This is a genomic window from Thiovibrio sp. JS02, assembly GCF_053485635.1.
This window is the reverse complement of record NZ_CM130715.1, coordinates 2,795,891-2,811,296: the sequence shown is the minus strand read 5'-3', so window position 1 is coordinate 2,811,296 and position 15,406 is coordinate 2,795,891. Positions and strand designations below refer to the sequence as shown.

Sequence of the window (15,406 nt, the reverse complement as noted above, 5' to 3'; positions counted from 1 at the left end):
GAGGCACGGCCATGATCGTTCGACGCAAAGGCGGCCTGACCGAGTTCATCCCTACGCCGCAGGAGAAGCGCGACGGGCTGATCCGCGACCACGCACTGGGCCTGCTGGAGAATCTGCACCAGCGCCTGGCGCGGCTGGAACGGGCATCTAAGCTCCCGGCTGCAGAAGCGGAGGCCTTCACGGCGCTGCTGGCGCGGATGCGGGCCGACGAGTCGCGCAACCTCGAGCTGCACGCCAGCCTGATCACCTCTGACACCGCCTCCGGCTGACCGGCTCACTGCCACCGCCAACATAGAAACCCCGGATACGGCCAGCCCGTTCCGGGGTTTCTGCTTCTTGAAACCGTCAGGGTCCAACGAAGAGGTTGGAACCGCCCATAATCTTGTCCACCAACTGGCGGACATCACCGACACATCAGCGGCCCTTGGGATTTTTCACGGAACACTGGCAAGCGCCAGCTTTCTTTTCGGACAGAATTTTCTCCAGGATCGTGGATTTGCCGTTGAGACGGACATCCTCTTCAATGTCGGACGCCGTGTACCCGAAGCAGTAACAGACCAAATCTTCCATAAAATCGTTCTCCTTTGTAGTTGTTTATGCCGAGCAGCATGACAGCTTGGCTACATCCTTGCCGAAGGTCTGGGCGCAGAGCTTGATCCCTTCCGCCTGGGTCAGATAGGGGTGGAAGGCCGAAGCGAGATCCGACACGCCGATGCCGTGGCGGATCGCCAGTGCGGCCTCCATGATCTGTTCGCCGCCTTCAGGTGCCAGGATGCGTGCCCCGATCAGTTCATCGGAACCCTTGCGGCGGATAAGCTTGATGAAGCCCCGGGTGTCCCTCGCCGCCAGCGCCCGGGGCACGTTCCTGAGATCGAGTCTGGCCACCTCCACCTCGATTCCGGCGCTTGCCGCTTCCAGCTCGTTCAGACCGACACCGGCCACTTGCGGATCGGAAAAGATGACCCAGGGCAACGCCCGGTAATCGCGCCTTTGTGGCTCCCCTGACAAGGCGTTGGCGGCGGCCAGGCGTCCCTCGTAGGCCGCCGTGTAAACGAAAGCGGGTTCGCCGATGACGTCTCCGGCGGCAAAGATTCCGGGCTGGGATGTTTGCAGATGTTCGTCCACCAGGATTTCGCCCTGCCCGGAAAGGCGCACTCCGATTTGCTCCAGACCAAGAGTTTCGGTGTTGGCCCGTCTGCCGGTGGCGCACAGAATCCGTTCGGCGGAAAACTCCCGCTCCGCATCACCGACATGAGCGCGGACAACCACGCCGGAACCCTCACGCCTCACCTCGTGGACCCGAACCGAAGTTTCGATGCGCAGACTTTCATCCCGCAGATAGCCGGTCAACGCCTCGGTCAGATCCGCGTCTTCGGTGGGGAGAATCCGCCCGCTGCGCTGGAGCACGGTGATCCTGGTTCCGAGTCTCGCGAACATCTGAGCGATCTCCAGGGCGATATAGCGCCCACCCAGCACGATCATTGATTCCGGCAGACGCGTCAGCTCGAAGGCCGAGGTACTGTCGAGCGGGTCACTCTCGGCCAGGCCGGGAATATCCGGCAGCCAGGGACGCGAGCCGGTGGCGACGAGGATTCTCGATGCTTCGTACACCACGCCGTTGACCCGCACCGTCCGGGGAGATTCCAGTCTGGCGTCGCCTTCGATCAGTTCCACCCGGTCGTAGGCCTCCAACACATCCATGTATTTGGCCTGCCTGAGCTGCGAGACCAGTTCGTCCTTCTGCCGGATAACGGCCTCGAAATCGACCAGCGCGGCTTCACTCTTGATTCCGGCGAAGGCGTGATGGCCTCCCTTGTGCAGGGCCTCGGCGGCCCGGATCAGGGTCTTGGAGGGCACGCAGCCGACATTGACGCAGGTGCCGCCAAGGGTCTCGGCGTTCACCATCAGCACCGTCCTGCCCAACTCATGCGCCTGAATGGCGGCGGCGAATCCCGCTGAACCACCGCCAAGAATGATCAGGTCGTATTTCCGCACATCATCCGAAGACGATGCGCAGCAGCTTTCCCGATGCGATTGCCCGCTCATTACCTATCCTCCTTGTCTTTCACTTTGTATCCTGTCGCGTCAATTGCCCGCCGGATCGCTTCATCGTTGGTCCGTCCACGGTCGAACCGCACCACCGCCTTCCCGGTCCGGTAATCTGCCGTGACGTCAATGACACCGTCTACGCCGCTGGCCCCATGCCGGACATGTTCCTCGCAACTGGGGCAGGTCATGCCTTCGATCTGGTAGGCAACGGTATGGACCTGGTCGGCGGGGACGATCACAGTGTTGGTCTGGTTTTCCGGGTAGACCAGACTGCCATACCAGGGAAAGGCCATCATCAGTGCGGCCAATACGGTGACGATCCCAAGAAATGCCTTGCTCTGCAGGAAGGGTGGTTTCCGTTCATCTTCGCACGCGCACTGAATCTCGGCGGCGGTGCGTGGTTTGAGCTTCTGATACCAGGCAAATCCCAGCAGGCCGACGCTCAGCGCGATCAGCCAGGGACGGGCCGGTTCCATCCAGGAAAACGCGGATGCCAGCCCACTGGCACCGGAGAGAAACGCCAGCACCGGCGTGATGCAGCACAGTGATGCCGCGAAGGCGGATAGGACGCCCACGCCCATCAGTTTCTTGTCGGCCTTGGGGTTCATGGTCGGTCCTCCTTTTCGATTGCCCGCAAAATCGGGCATGGTTCGGTTTTCTTGTTGCTTTTGCAGGCGACGACCAGCTCTCCCAGGGTAGTCCGCATCCTCTGCAGCAAGGCGATCTTTTCCTCGATGTCGGCAATCTTGGCCTCCGCAAGAGAACGCACCTCGTCGCAGGCCTGTTCGCCATCCAATCTGAGATCCAGAAGTTCCCTGATCTCCTTCAGCGAAAAGCCGAGATCCTTCGCCTGCCGAATGAAATGGACCTGATCTTTCGCCTCCTCGGGATAGAGGCGATAGCCGGAAGGTTTTCTCTCGGGCTGCAGAATCAATCCCTCTCGTTCGTAGAAGCGGATGGTTTCCACCCCCACACCGCACTGTTTCGCCAGCTTGCCGATGGTCATGTTGTTCATATCTCGATCTCCTGAATTAAATATAAGGTCCGTACCATACTACGGAGTCAAGGGTTTTTTGAGGAAAAACTGAGCTTCGGTCAAGAGCGTTCACAAGTCATTGAAAATAAACGTGTTAAATATCGGCTTCGGCTGTTCTTCTACTTGATTTGTGTCCGGAAAGAAGCATTCATTCATTGTGTAAGCGGAGGCTGAAAAGCCTTGCCAGACAACGACTTAGAAGCGCCACGAACGACGGAGGCACGCATGAACCTGAAAGAGATCCACTACGGGATCGAGATCGAGACCGTAAAACGCACCCGTGAACAGATCGTCTGGGCCATCCACTCGGTGGTGGGCGGCACGGTCCGCCATGTCGGCATCCCCAGCAGCTATGACCCCTGGGAGGTCGAGGACCTGCGAGGCCGCGTCTGGAAGGTGGTGGGGGACGCCTCCCTGACCAGCGTCCCGGCCCATCTGCGGGCCGAGGTGGTCAGCCCGGTGCTCGGCTACGACGACATCCCGCAACTGCAGGAGGCGGTCCGGGCCATCCGCCGCGCCGGAGGCAAGATCAACAGCCAGTGCGGCATTCACATCCATATCGACGCCGCGCCCTTCGACGGCAGACACCTGGGTAACCTGGCCAAGATCGTCTACAAGCAGGAGCCGCTGATCCTTCACGCCCTCGGCATCAGCCGCGACCGGCTGGGCCGCTACACCCGGCCGGTCAGCGACGAGCTGATCCAGCGCATCGAACAGCATCGCCCCCGCACCAAGGACCAGCTCAACCGCATCTGGTACGGCTACCACAACCGCCAGCCCCAGCACTACGACAACAGCCGCTACCACGGGGTCAACCTGCACAACGTCTGGTACCGGGGCACGGTGGAGTTCCGCTGGTTCGAGGCGACCCTCCACGCGGGGCGGATCAAGGCCTACCTGCAATTCTGCCTCGCCGTCGCCGCCAAGGCGCTCAACGGCCGGGCAGCCTCCAGCCGCAAGCGGGACTTTGATCCCCAGAGCGCCAAGTACGACTTCCGGGTCTTCCTGCTCCACCTCGGCCTGATCGGCGACGAGTTCAAGACCGCCCGCAAGCATCTGATGGCCAACATGCCGGGCGACGCCGCCTTCAAGAACGGACGGCCCAAACCGGAGGAAGTCCTGCCGGACGAAACCGAAACCACCACTCTCACCAACGAGGCCGGGCAAGTTCCCGGCCTCACTGTTTAAGGAGGTGCCCCATGAAGATTCTGATCCGCTCCACCACGCTGGACGGCGAACCGATCCCCGGTAGCGGGGAAACCCTGCAAGCCGCCGACTGCCTTGAGGTGGTCGAGCTGATGCGCGGCCAGACGCCGTTTACCGCCAGCCGAGCGCCCCGGGACTACATGACCGAGGTGCTTTCCGGCATCGAAGGCGGGCCGACCCAGCCATTGCCGGAGGATGCCGCTGCTGCGGCAGCCGAGTTTCTCACCCGTCTGGCCCGGCACGGCCTGATCGAATTCCTGCCCGACGACAAGGCCAGCGATCCATGGCCGGAACGCTTCCTCGAAGCCTTGGAGAAGGTGCGGCTCTCCGGGCGCACCAACATGCTCGACCACCCGGAGGTGACCCGGCTGACCGCCGAGATGGGCTACCCGGAGGTGGCCGCGTGGCTGGCGGACCACCGGCGCGAATACGCGGCCTTCGTCCTCGAAGGGACGAGACCGCTTGGCAAGAACTTCAGCGGCAAGGAGGTCCCGGCTCCATGTGCGGACAAGTAGGCATCATCTTCGGTCGCAAGCGCAGACGGCCCGACGAGCGGGATTACCTGCGCGAGCTCTTCATCCGCATGCTGCTGCACAGCGAGGAGCGCGGCCCGCACGCCTCCGGTCTGGCCTGGCTCAAGACTGACGGCAGCCACCGCATCTTCAAGCGGCCGATGCGGGCGCACGAGCTGGTCTACGAGAAGCCGTTCCAGGAACTGCTCGGGCAGGTCGACAACGAGACCACCATCATCATGGGCCACACCCGCTGGCGCACCCGGGGCAACGAGTTCAACAACCGCAACAACCATCCCATCCGGGCCGGGATCGTCATCGGCACCCACAACGGCACCATCTACAACGCCGATTATCTGTTCCGCCGCCTCGGGCTGCCGCGTTACGCCGAGGTAGACAGCGAGCTGATCTTCCGCCTGGCCGACCGCTTCGCGCCCGAAGGCCCCATCGACCAGGAGGGCCTGAAAAAGGCACTCGCCCTCTGTCGCGGTCAGATGAGCGCCGTGCTGGCCTCGCGCCTCGACCCCGGCACCATCACCGTGCTCAAGGGCAACAAGCCGCTCTGCCTGCGCATCCACCGCCAGCACCGGGTGGTGCTCTACGCCTCGGATGACGCCTTTATCGACTTTGCCGTGGACAACGAGAAGGGCTGGCGCGAGCTGGAGGTGCAGCCCATGACCATGCTCACCATCCGCCACGAGGATGTGCGGGCCGTCGAAAACAGCGAATTCCGCTTCATACCCCAGGAGCGCAAAGTGACATTGCCCGAAGGAGTGAATGCATGAACATTCGAGACACCGCGAAGCTGAACACAAACCCGGAAGACGCTCCCGAGACCATCCTCCGGCTCTTCGTCTACGGCACCCTGAAACGGGGCTACTGGAACCATCAACGCTTCTGCGCCCAGGCCCGCAACATCGAACCGGCCGTGGTTTGGGGCAGGCTCTACCACCTCCACGCCGGTTTCCCGGCCCTCGAAGTGCCGGAGGGTCTGATCCTGGCCCGGGGCAGCGCCGATCCACTGGCCGACGCTCGCAGACAACAGGAGATCGGCACGCCACGCTTCGGCCGCCCGACCGGCGACTGGGATCTGATCCATGGAGAGCTGGTGACCTTCACCGACCCGCAGCGTGACCTGCCGCCCATCGACCGGCTGGAAGGATTCCGGCCCGGCGGGCACAGCATGTACCAGCGGGTGATGGTGGCGGTGCTGTGCGGGCGCACCTCGATTCCAGCCTGGACCTATTGGATGCCATGCCCTCCATACGCGGAGAGAGTCGCCAGCGGCCAGTGGTTACGTCCGTGAGCCGACGTTTGCGGCCTTATCCTGACGAAAGCGTTTGACAATCGGCCCCTGCCTAAATATATTAGAGGATGTTTTAAGTTGGGGAAGCTGCGCCTAGCATCCCCGTTACCGCCTCTGGCGTGGCAAGAAAACCAATCGCCCATGAGGAGCTAGAGAAATGGCCGAGATGGAAGACCGCTGGTTATCAGTAGACGAGATAGGCAAGTACCTCGGTGTCAGCAGTGACACCGTTTACCGCTGGATCGACAAGCATGCGATGCCCGCCCATCGCATGGGCCGTCTTTGGAAGTTCAAGAAAGACGAGGTTGACGAGTGGGTGAAGGCTGGCGGCGCGGCGGACAAGAGCAGACAGGATCAAGCTGAATGAGCAGGAAGAACGGAAATAACAATTCAGTCGATCTGGATATCGGGACCCTCTCCGGGCATCTCTGGGAGGCGGCCAATATCCTGCGTGGTCCTGTCGACGCGGCCGACTTCAAGACTTACATCTTCCCGCTGCTGTTCTTCAAGCGGCTCTCCGACGTCTATGACGAGGAGTATGCCGTGGCACTGGAAGAGTCCGACGGCGACGTGGAATTTGCCCAATTCCCCGAGAACCACCGGTTCCAGGTTCCGGAGGGCTGCCACTGGAAAGATGTCCGGGCCAAGAGCGCCAATATCGGCCATGCGCTCCAGAAGGCCATGCGCTGCATCGAGCAGGCCAACCCGGACACCCTGCACGGCATCTTCGGCGACGCCCAGTGGACCAATAAAGACCGCCTTTCGGATGCGCTGCTCAAGGATCTGATCGAACACTTCTCGTCGCTCAACCTGGGCAATGAACACTGCAAGGCGGACATTCTCGGCCAGGCCTATGAATACCTGATCAAAAAATTTGCCGACCTGACCAACAAGAAGGCCGGTGAATTCTATACCCCACGATCCGTGGTCGCGCTGATGGTTCGCATCCTTGCGCCCAAGGCCGGGGAAACCATCTATGACCCGGCCTGCGGGACCGGCGGCATGCTCCTCGAAGCGCTGCACCATGTCAAAGAGCATGGCGGCGACGAGAACCTCATGCTGGGCAAGCTCTATGGCCAGGAAAAGAACCTGACCACATCCTCCATCGCCCGGATGAACCTCTTTCTCCACGGCGCGGAAGATTTCCATATCGAACGCGGCGACACCCTGCGCTTGCCCGCCTTTTATTCAGGCGACAGCCTCGCCACCTTTGACTGCGTCATCGCCAATCCTCCCTTCTCCCTGGAAAAGTGGGGGGACGATGTCTGGATCAACGACCCCTACGGCCGCAACTTTGCCGGGCTGCCGCCAGCCAAGTCCGGCGACTTCGCCTGGGTTCAGCACATGATCAAGTCCATGGCCCGCAAGACCGGCCGCATGGCCGTGGTGCTTCCCCATGGCGTGCTGTTCCGCATGTCCAAGGAGGGGGAAATCCGCCGCAAGCTACTGGAGATGGACATGCTCGAAGCGGTGATCGGCCTCGGCCAGAACATTTTCTACGGCACCGGTCTCGCACCCTGCGTCCTGGTCTTCCGCGACAGCAAGCCCAAGGCGCACCGTCAGAAGGTGCTGTTCATCGACGCCTCCAAGGAGTTCAAGACCGGCCGCGCCCAGAACGAGCTGCTGCCGGAACACGTGGACAACATCCATCGCTGGTACGAGGGCTATCAGGATGTGGAAGGAATCTGCCGGGTGGTCACGCTCGACGAGATCCGCGAGAACGATTTCAACCTGAACATCCCCCGCTACGTGGAGCCGGTGATCGAGGAAGAATCCATGACCATCGATCAGGCCATCGCCAATCTCAAGGAATCGCTGCAGGCAGCCTATGCGGCCGAGGATCGCCTGAAGGGGCTGCTGCTCCGGGAGGGTCTGCTGTGAAAGTCTACCAGTACAAATCACCCATCGGCCTCTTCCTCATCAAACCGCAAGCCAACGGTCGTTGGGGGCTATGGTTCAAGGATGACCTGCTCGGCTCCTATCACTCGGCCATGGCGGCCGCCGATGACGTTTACATGCAGGCGACCGGCGATTACGACTGGGACTCCCTGGATGACGTTGATATTGCAACGGACATTTCTGAATGGGAAGTGGTAGCGCGATGAAGAAAAGCAAACACATTTCCCAATCGGAGCTGGAATCCTACCTCTGGGGCGCGGCCACCTTGCTGCGCGGTTACATCGACGCCGGGGACTACAAGCAGTTCATCTTCCCGCTGCTGTTCTACAAGCGCCTGTGCGACGTGTACGACGAGGAACTGGCCGATGCGCTGGAGGAATCCGGCGGCGATCAGGAATACGCCGCGCTTCCCGAACAGCACCGCTTCCAGATCCCGGAGGACGCCCACTGGAAGGCCACCCGAACCAAGGTCAAGAACGTGGGCAAGGCCATTCAGGATGCCCTGCGGGCCATTGAGACGGCCAATCCCGACACTCTGTACGGGGTCTTCGGTGACGCCCAGTGGACCAACAAGGACCGTCTGCCGGACCGCATGTTGCGCGAGCTGATCGAGCATTTCAGCTCGCAGACGCTTTCGCTCTCCAACTGCCCGGAGGATGAGCTGGGCGTGGGCTACGAGTTTCTGATCAAGAAGTTCGCCGACGATTCCGGTCATACCGCTGCGGAGTTCTATACCAACCGCACCGTGGTCCATCTGATGACCGAGATGCTCGAACCCAAACCGGGTGAGTCGATCTATGACCCCACCTGCGGTTCGGCGGGCATGCTGCTCTCCGCCGTCGCCCATCTGAAGCGGCAGAACAAGGAGTGGCGGAACCTGCGGCTGTTCGGCCAGGAGCGCAACCTGCTCACCTCCGCCATCGGCCGGATGAACCTGTTCCTGCACGGCATCGAGGACTTTCGCATCGTCCGGGGCGATACCCTGGCCAACCCCGCCTTTGTCGAAGGCGACCGGCTCATGCAGTTCGATGTGGTCCTGGCCAATCCACCGTATTCCATCAAGCAGTGGGACCGCGATGCTTGGTCCGCCGATCCGTGGGGCCGGAACATCTACGGCACCCCGCCCCAGGGCCGCGCCGACTATGCCTTCTGGCAGCACATCATCAAGAGCATGAAGGCCAAGAGTGGCCGCTGCGCGATTCTATTTCCGCATGGCGTTCTCTTTCGCAACGAAGAGTCGTCCATGCGCGAGAAGTTGGTCGCCCACGACGTGGTGGAGTGTGTGCTGGGCCTCGGTCCCAACCTTTTTTACAACTCACCCATGGAAGCCTGCGTCGTCATCTGCCGCATGAACAAGCCCAAGGAGCGAAGGAACAAGGTGCTCTTCATCAACGCGGTGAATGAGGTGACCCGCGAGCGGGCACAGAGCTTCCTCACCGACGACCACCTCCAGCGCATTGTCGCCGCCTACCATGCTTTTGATGACGAGGACGGCTTTGCCCGTGTGGTCGGCAATGATGAGGTCCGGGAGAAAGCCAGCAACCTCAGCATCCCGCTCTACGTGCGAGCGGACAACGGAAACGGCAACGGAAATGGGGCGGCCGAAACGGTCAGCCTCAAGCAGGCCATTGCGAACTGGCAGGAAAGCTCGCTGGCTTTGCGGGAGTCGATGGATGGTCTCTTCGAGGTGCTTGAGGATGCACGGGTGATGGGAGGTGCCAAATGAGCAAACCTCCCATGAAACCTGCTCTCCAAACAGTGGACCTGAGTAGCTACGCAAAAAATATTCATTCCACCGAAGACCATCCGCTTTTTGACGATGCTGTCGAAGCAGGAAAGGCGGGGGCACTTCGTGCTGCTTACGTGATGATCTGGCTGGCTTGCGCTGAATCCTTGAAGCGCCGATTCCGAGAGGCCCAAAAGCGTGATGGTGCTGCTGGTAAAATTGTTGGTGATATTGAAGCAAAAGAACGTGAACACAAGGCCGTGGATAAATTCGTTCTTACGAAAGCTCATGAGTACGGCTTTGTGTCTGATTCCGGCCATACCATCCTAAACCACATCTATGAGATGCGCTGCCTTTATGGACACCCTTACGAAGAAGCGCCATCTCAAGAGCAAGTGTCGCACGCTGCGGCCGTGGTTGTTGAACATGTTCTATCAAAGCCCGTCAAGCTGAGACATGGCTTTGGCAAGCAACTTCTCAAAAGCCTCCTTGAAGAGCGCAGTTTTCTCGATGATCAGCAAACTGCTGTTGAGGCATTCGCAAAAGATATTCTTCCAAGACTCGATGAGAGTATTCATGGATGGCTCCTCGATAATTATTGGGGTGAACTTGAGAAAATATCTGGCGATTCCTCTATGTCAGTGTTTTCTCGCCGAGGAATATGGTTCTCCCGCACGATGTTGCTGGAAGTTGGCGTCGACGTCTTCTCCAATGACGATTGGCATGACAAGACCTGCAAATTCCCAAAAGTGCTGATGCGTGTATGTGGTATTGCAGGCGTGTTCAAAGAAATTGGGAAGCGAGCACAGGATTCGCTGGTTGGTTTAATCCTGACCGAATCCAGCACTCGTGCCAGTGTTCTTACTCACCTTGAACGGCTCAACAACAGCGGCGCATTGACCAAACGACAGCGGGAACGCTTTGTTGAGCATGTTTCTGAGATGGAAATAGGTGCAATTCGTTCAGCCGGTCTAAGCACTCTTACTTGCTATGGGAAACTGATCGATGCCATGAAGTCCCACAACTGGTATGTGCAGAACCCGGCAATCGACCTCGTCGTGTCGAATGGACCCGATCAAGCTGCTGAACTCAATGAGGAACAGCAGCTTGATTTAGGGCGAAACATTCTCCAGTGCGCCGAGGGAACAGAAAAATCTGCATGCAAGTTTCTTGAAGAACTTTCAAAGGATGGGGCTTCATGGCCGTTCGATGTGGTACGCGGTATCGCACTCGAATCGTTTACCAACGAGGACAACCAAATCCGTTTCAAAGATCGCCATCTTGGCCGAGTCCTTTCTGCCCTTGGACATCTGAAGCCGAGACTGCGGAATCAGTTAATTGCGGATATCGTTGCATCGGTCGATGCAGGCACGCCGAAGGATTGGACGGATCAGGATGATTTTGAAAGCGCTATCGCTATGTTGAAAGGCTATGCTTGGGCTGCACCATTGGAAAAAAGCCTTAAAACAAAGGCAGCCTCTCTTCAGGCTGAGGAGGAAGACGCATGACTTCTCAATCCCTGAAATCCGGCTGGAAGATGGTCAAGTTCGGCGACATCGCCCAAAACGTTGCCGTGCGGGTGGACCCGGCTGATGCCAAGACTGACGTCTATGTCGGGTTGGAGCATCTCGATCCCAGCACGATTCATCTGCGCCAGTGGGGTCACCCTTCCGATGTCACCGGACAGAAGCTGGCATTCAAGAAAGGCGATGTGATTTTCGGACGTCGCCGTGCATATCAGCGCAAGCTCGCCATAGCGGAGTTCGATGGCATCTGCTCGGCCCACGCCATGGTCGTCCGTGCAAAGCCCAAGATGATTCTGCCGGAGTTTTTGCCGTTCTTCCTGCAATCCGACATGTTCATGGAGCGAGCCATCGAAATATCGGTGGGCTCACTTTCGCCGACGATCAACTGGAAAACGCTGCGAGAGCAAGTGTTCCCGCTGCCGCCCCTTGATGAACAGAAGCGCATTGCCGAGATCCTGTGGGCAGCGGATGAAGTAGTTGAGAGCATCATGACTGCAAACAGGAATATGGCTGTTGTTAAGGAATATGCATTCAAGGATTTTCTGTTGGGAGGATCTTCAAAACAACCCAGGAAGTCAACCAATACTGGTTTTGGGGCAATTCCGGAGCATTGGCATATAAAGCCTCTATCTGAAATTGCTGACGTCGCCTATGGCATTTCAGCCTCAGTTGCCAGCAATACAGACCCGAGCATTGGGTGGCCGATCCTGACAGGCGCAAACATTACCTTAGACGGAAAGTTTGACCTCACAAAAATCGTTTACATAGAGGCACCAAAGAAGGATGCGTTTATTTTGAGAAAGGGCGATATCCTTTTTAATTGGCGATCAGGGAGCCCCGAGCACGTTGGTAAAACGACCATGTTTGATTTGGATGGTCAATGGACTTACGCGAGCTTTATTCTGCGCATCAGGCCTCATGAGTTCATCAACAGGCATTATCTATTAAGCCTGCTCTCTTATATGCGGAAAACTCGTCTTTTTAGCGGTGCTACTTCTCAACAAGTAAATTTCAAAATGAACGCGTCAATGTTGCGAGATTTGGCTGTTGTTGTCCCGCCAAAAGATGAACAGGATTACATTGCAAGCCGTGCAAATCTGCTAGATCAAAAAGAATTAGAGTTGCTGAGTTTTCTCGACGCACAGCAGAACCTAAAGCGGCAGCTATGCAATGAATTACTAGGAGCAGCCCATGTTTAACGAAGAAAACACGGTCGAACAGATGGTTCTCGACACGCTCTGCGGCGGCGTGACTTCGAACATGGTTACCGAAGAGCTTGCCAGTTATGGCGGCGAGATCAAAGGCTGGCGTTTCGTGTCCGCCGAGGAGCTGCCCCGTCAGTACTCCGACGCACTGGTGGAGTCGATGGTGCGCGACGCCCTCATCCGCCTGAACCCGGAAATCAAGGCCCAGCCCGACCGGGCCGACGAGGTGCTCTACCGCCTGCGGACCATTCCGCTGTCGGTGCAGAGCGAAGGCCTGGTGCGGGCCAACGAACTGTTTGCCGAATGGCTGCGGGGCGAGAAGTCCATGCCCTTCGGCGAGCGCGGCGAACACACGCCGGTACGGCTGATCGACTTCGAGAATCTCAGCAACAACGATTACGTGGTTACCAACCAGTGGGTCTATCCGGTCAAGGAAGGCGGCCGCCGCTTCGACATCATCATGCTGGTCAACGGCATCCCGCTGGTGGTCGGCGAGGCCAAAACGCCGGTGCGCCCGGCGGTGACCTGGGTGGACGGGGCCAGCGACATCCACAACGGCTACGAACAGAGCGTGCCACAGATGTTCGTGCCCAACGTCCTCTCCTTTGCCACCGAGGGCAAGTGCTATCGCTACGGCTCGGTACGCATGCCCATCGATATCTGGGGGCCGTGGCACGAAGGCGGGAACAAGGCCGAGGGGACGCTTGCGGATGTGCAGCGTTCCATCCGATCCATGCTGCGCCCCCATGTGGTGCTGGACATCCTGCAGAACTTCACCCTGTTCGCCACCGACAAGAAACACCGGCGCATCAAGATCATCTGCCGCTATCAGCAGTACGAAGGCGCTAACCTGATGGTGGCCCGCGTGGTCAAGGGCTACCCCAAGAAGGGCCTGATCTGGCATTTCCAGGGCTCAGGCAAGTCGCTTCTGATGGTATTCGCGGCGCAGAAGCTGCGGATGCATCGCAAGCTCGGCAACCCCACGGTGATGATCGTGGTGGACCGCATCGACCTGGACACCCAGATCACCGCCACCTTCAACGCCGCCGATATCCCGAACATGATCGGCGCAGCCACCCGGCAGGAACTGCAAAGCCTGCTGGCGGCCGATACGCGCAAGATCATCATCACTACCATTCACAAGTTCGGCGAGGCGGACGGCCGCCTGAACGAGCGTTCGAACATCATCGTGATGGTGGACGAGGCGCACCGTACCCAGGAAGGCGACTTGGGGCGCAAGATGCGCGACGCGCTGCCTAACGCCTTTCTCTTTGGTCTGACCGGTACGCCGATCAACAAGCGGGACCGCAACACCTTCTGGGCCTTCGGCGCGGACGAGGATGAGCAGGGCTATATGAGCCGCTACTCGTTCCAGGACTCGATCCGGGACAAGGCCACGCTGCCGCTGCATTTCGAGGCGGTAGACGTGAAGCTGAAAATCAACAAGGACGCCATTGACGAAGCCTACTCCCAGATGACCGATGAGCTGAGCGAGCTGGATCGTGACGACCTGGCCAAGCGGGCCGCCAAGATGGCGGTGCTGATCAAGGCCCCGGTGCGGGTGAACGCCATCTGCCAGCACATCGTCAAGCACTTCCAGGAGAAGGTGGAGCCGAACGGCTTCAAGGCCCAGGTGGTGACCTTCGACCGGGAATGCTGCGTGCTCTACAAGAAGGCCATGGACGAACTGGTCGGGCCGGAAGCCAGCGCCATTGTCATGCACACCCAGGGCGGCAAATCCGATCAGTACGCGGAATGGAAGTTGGCCAAGGACGAGGAGGAAAAACTCCTCGACCGTTTCCGCGATCCGATTGACCCGCTCAAGTTCCTGATCGTCACCTCCAAGCTCCTGACCGGTTTTGATGCGCCCATTCTGCAGGTGATGTACCTCGACAAGCCGATGAAGGATCACAACCTGCTGCAGGCCATCTGCCGCACCAACCGTGTCTACCCCGGCAAGACCCACGGCCTGATCGTGGATTATCTGGGCATTTTCGATGACGTGGCCACGGCCCTCGATTTCGATGAAAAGGCGGTGCAGAAGGTCATCACCAATCTGGACGAGCTCAAGAAGGAGCTGCCCGGCGTGGTGGCGAGATGCCTGGCGTTCTTCCCTGGCGTGGACCGCACCGTTGGCGGCTACGAGGGGCTGATCGCGGCGCAGGATTGCCTGCCGGATAACGAGACCCGGGACAAATTCGCGGCGGAATACTCGGTGCTCTCCCGTCTGTGGGAGGCGCTGTCTCCCGACCCCTGTCTCGGCCTTTATGAAAAGGACTACAAGTGGCTGACCCAGGTCTATGAGTCGGTGAAGCCGCCGAGCGGCAACGGCAAGCTACTTTGGCACGCCCTGGGGGCTAAGACCATCGAACTGGTCCATGAGAACGTGCATCTGGAGACGGTGCGCGACGATCTGGACACCCTGGTGATGGACGCCGAGGTCCTCGAAGGGTTGCTCGATGCCAAGGACCCGGACAAGAAATCCAAGGAAATCGAGATCAAGCTCATCGCCCGCCTGCGCAAGCACAAGGACAATCCGAAGTTCGTCGCCTTGGGCGAACGCCTCGAAAAGCTCAAGGAGCGGCACGAACAGGGCCTGCTCCACAGCCTCGACTTCCTCAAGGAGCTGCTGACCCTGGCCAAGGAGGTCGTCCAGGCCGAGAAGCAGGTGGACCCGGTCGATGAACAGGCCAAGGCCAAAGCGGCCCTGACCGAACTGTTCGCCGAGGTGAAGAACGGCAAGACACCGATGGTGGTCGAGCGGATCGTGACCGACATCGACGAAATCGTGCGCCTGGTCCGGTTCCCCGGCTGGCAAAATACCAAGGCCGGAGAACGCGAGGTCCAGAAGGCCCTGCGCAAAGTGATTTACGTGAAGTATCAGGTCAAGGACCAGGATCTGTTCGACAAGGCGTTCGGATATATCCGGCAGTACTACTGA

16 protein-coding genes are annotated in these 15,406 nt (G+C 59.2%); 12 read left to right on the top strand and 4 right to left on the bottom strand.

The window, feature by feature from the left end:
* The first annotated feature begins 11 nt into the window (after window positions 1-11).
* On the top strand, window positions 12-269 hold the full coding sequence (locus ACUUL3_RS12890) for a hypothetical protein (protein WP_013219032.1): 258 nt from the start codon (window positions 12-14) through the stop codon (window positions 267-269).
* A gap of 145 nt (window positions 270-414) precedes the next feature.
* Here the strand turns inward: ACUUL3_RS12890 and ACUUL3_RS12885 are convergent, their stop codons facing one another.
* The 4 genes from ACUUL3_RS12885 to ACUUL3_RS12870 are packed head-to-tail and all read right to left on the bottom strand — an operon-like array spanning window position 415 to window position 3,064.
* Entirely contained in the window at window positions 415-570 is a 156-nt protein-coding gene (locus tag ACUUL3_RS12885) for a hypothetical protein (RefSeq protein WP_200174504.1), read from the bottom strand.
* Between the two features lie 24 nt (window positions 571-594).
* Window positions 595-2,046 (bottom strand): mercury(II) reductase, encoded by a 1,452-nt coding sequence (gene merA / locus ACUUL3_RS12880; RefSeq protein WP_448551976.1) that lies wholly within the window; start codon window positions 2,044-2,046, stop codon window positions 595-597.
* Entirely contained in the window at window positions 2,046-2,657 is a 612-nt protein-coding gene (merTP, locus tag ACUUL3_RS12875) for a mercuric transport protein MerTP (RefSeq protein ID WP_200174500.1), read from the bottom strand. Before merTP ends, merA begins: the two co-directional genes overlap by 1 nt.
* On the bottom strand, window positions 2,654-3,064 hold the full coding sequence (locus tag ACUUL3_RS12870; protein WP_200174498.1) for a MerR family transcriptional regulator: 411 nt from the start codon (window positions 3,062-3,064) through the stop codon (window positions 2,654-2,656). The genes merTP and ACUUL3_RS12870 overlap by 4 nt, the downstream gene beginning before the upstream one ends.
* 246 nt (window positions 3,065-3,310) lie before the next feature.
* Here ACUUL3_RS12870 and ACUUL3_RS12865 point away from each other — a divergent pair, with 246 nt between their 5' ends.
* From ACUUL3_RS12865 to ACUUL3_RS12815, 11 genes are all read left to right on the top strand, one after another.
* Complete coding sequence (locus ACUUL3_RS12865; protein ID WP_448551973.1) at window positions 3,311-4,273, top strand: amidoligase family protein; 963 nt, start codon at window positions 3,311-3,313, stop codon at window positions 4,271-4,273.
* A gap of 11 nt (window positions 4,274-4,284) precedes the next feature.
* Complete coding sequence (locus tag ACUUL3_RS12860) at window positions 4,285-4,806, top strand: DUF5049 domain-containing protein (RefSeq protein WP_448551971.1); 522 nt, start codon at window positions 4,285-4,287, stop codon at window positions 4,804-4,806.
* Window positions 4,791-5,588, top strand: coding sequence for a glucosamine 6-phosphate synthetase (locus ACUUL3_RS12855; protein ID WP_448551969.1), 798 nt, complete (start codon window positions 4,791-4,793; stop codon window positions 5,586-5,588). Before ACUUL3_RS12860 ends, ACUUL3_RS12855 begins: the two co-directional genes overlap by 16 nt.
* Window positions 5,585-6,109, top strand: coding sequence for a gamma-glutamylcyclotransferase family protein (locus ACUUL3_RS12850; RefSeq protein ID WP_448551967.1), 525 nt, complete (start codon window positions 5,585-5,587; stop codon window positions 6,107-6,109). The genes ACUUL3_RS12855 and ACUUL3_RS12850 overlap by 4 nt, the downstream gene beginning before the upstream one ends.
* Before the next feature lie 157 nt (window positions 6,110-6,266).
* Window positions 6,267-6,476: a helix-turn-helix domain-containing protein gene (locus ACUUL3_RS12845; RefSeq protein ID WP_063142412.1), complete on the top strand. Its 210-nt coding sequence runs from the start codon at window positions 6,267-6,269 to the stop codon at window positions 6,474-6,476.
* Window positions 6,473-7,990, top strand: coding sequence for a type I restriction-modification system subunit M (locus ACUUL3_RS12840; RefSeq protein ID WP_092193054.1), 1,518 nt, complete (start codon window positions 6,473-6,475; stop codon window positions 7,988-7,990). Before ACUUL3_RS12845 ends, ACUUL3_RS12840 begins: the two co-directional genes overlap by 4 nt.
* The gene (locus ACUUL3_RS12835) at window positions 7,987-8,214 is read left to right on the top strand and encodes a hypothetical protein (RefSeq protein WP_092193052.1); all 228 of its coding nucleotides are present in this window, start codon (window positions 7,987-7,989) and stop codon (window positions 8,212-8,214) included. Before ACUUL3_RS12840 ends, ACUUL3_RS12835 begins: the two co-directional genes overlap by 4 nt.
* Complete coding sequence (locus ACUUL3_RS12830; protein WP_448551964.1) at window positions 8,211-9,734, top strand: type I restriction-modification system subunit M; 1,524 nt, start codon at window positions 8,211-8,213, stop codon at window positions 9,732-9,734. Before ACUUL3_RS12835 ends, ACUUL3_RS12830 begins: the two co-directional genes overlap by 4 nt.
* Before the next feature lie 11 nt (window positions 9,735-9,745).
* Window positions 9,746-11,242 carry a hypothetical protein gene (locus tag ACUUL3_RS12825; RefSeq protein ID WP_448551962.1) on the top strand — a complete coding sequence of 499 codons (1,497 nt, stop codon included), beginning with the start codon at window positions 9,746-9,748 and terminating at the stop codon, window positions 11,240-11,242.
* Window positions 11,239-12,459 (top strand): restriction endonuclease subunit S, encoded by a 1,221-nt coding sequence (locus ACUUL3_RS12820; protein ID WP_448551960.1) that lies wholly within the window; start codon window positions 11,239-11,241, stop codon window positions 12,457-12,459. Before ACUUL3_RS12825 ends, ACUUL3_RS12820 begins: the two co-directional genes overlap by 4 nt.
* A complete protein-coding gene (locus ACUUL3_RS12815; RefSeq protein WP_448551958.1) occupies window positions 12,452-15,406 on the top strand; it encodes a type I restriction endonuclease subunit R in 2,955 nt (984 codons plus the stop codon). Before ACUUL3_RS12820 ends, ACUUL3_RS12815 begins: the two co-directional genes overlap by 8 nt.

Excerpts from the sequence above, each read along its gene's own strand:
- ACUUL3_RS12890 (WP_013219032.1), top strand. The coding sequence starts at position 12 with ATGATCGTTCGACGCAAAGGCGGCCTGACCGAGTTCATCCCTACGCCG.
- ACUUL3_RS12885 (WP_200174504.1), bottom strand. The coding sequence starts at position 570 with ATGGAAGATTTGGTCTGTTACTGCTTCGGGTACACGGCGTCCGACATT.
- merA (WP_448551976.1), bottom strand. The coding sequence starts at position 2,046 with ATGAGCGGGCAATCGCATCGGGAAAGCTGCTGCGCATCGTCTTCGGAT.
- merTP (WP_200174500.1), bottom strand. The coding sequence starts at position 2,657 with ATGAACCCCAAGGCCGACAAGAAACTGATGGGCGTGGGCGTCCTATCC.
- ACUUL3_RS12870 (WP_200174498.1), bottom strand. The coding sequence starts at position 3,064 with ATGAACAACATGACCATCGGCAAGCTGGCGAAACAGTGCGGTGTGGGG.
- ACUUL3_RS12865 (WP_448551973.1), top strand. The coding sequence starts at position 3,311 with ATGAACCTGAAAGAGATCCACTACGGGATCGAGATCGAGACCGTAAAA.
- ACUUL3_RS12860 (WP_448551971.1), top strand. The coding sequence starts at position 4,285 with ATGAAGATTCTGATCCGCTCCACCACGCTGGACGGCGAACCGATCCCC.
- ACUUL3_RS12855 (WP_448551969.1), top strand. The coding sequence starts at position 4,791 with ATGTGCGGACAAGTAGGCATCATCTTCGGTCGCAAGCGCAGACGGCCC.
- ACUUL3_RS12850 (WP_448551967.1), top strand. The coding sequence starts at position 5,585 with ATGAACATTCGAGACACCGCGAAGCTGAACACAAACCCGGAAGACGCT.
- ACUUL3_RS12845 (WP_063142412.1), top strand. The coding sequence starts at position 6,267 with ATGGCCGAGATGGAAGACCGCTGGTTATCAGTAGACGAGATAGGCAAG.
- ACUUL3_RS12840 (WP_092193054.1), top strand. The coding sequence starts at position 6,473 with ATGAGCAGGAAGAACGGAAATAACAATTCAGTCGATCTGGATATCGGG.
- ACUUL3_RS12830 (WP_448551964.1), top strand. The coding sequence starts at position 8,211 with ATGAAGAAAAGCAAACACATTTCCCAATCGGAGCTGGAATCCTACCTC.
- ACUUL3_RS12825 (WP_448551962.1), top strand. The coding sequence starts at position 9,746 with ATGAAACCTGCTCTCCAAACAGTGGACCTGAGTAGCTACGCAAAAAAT.
- ACUUL3_RS12820 (WP_448551960.1), top strand. The coding sequence starts at position 11,239 with ATGACTTCTCAATCCCTGAAATCCGGCTGGAAGATGGTCAAGTTCGGC.
- ACUUL3_RS12815 (WP_448551958.1), top strand. The coding sequence starts at position 12,452 with ATGTTTAACGAAGAAAACACGGTCGAACAGATGGTTCTCGACACGCTC.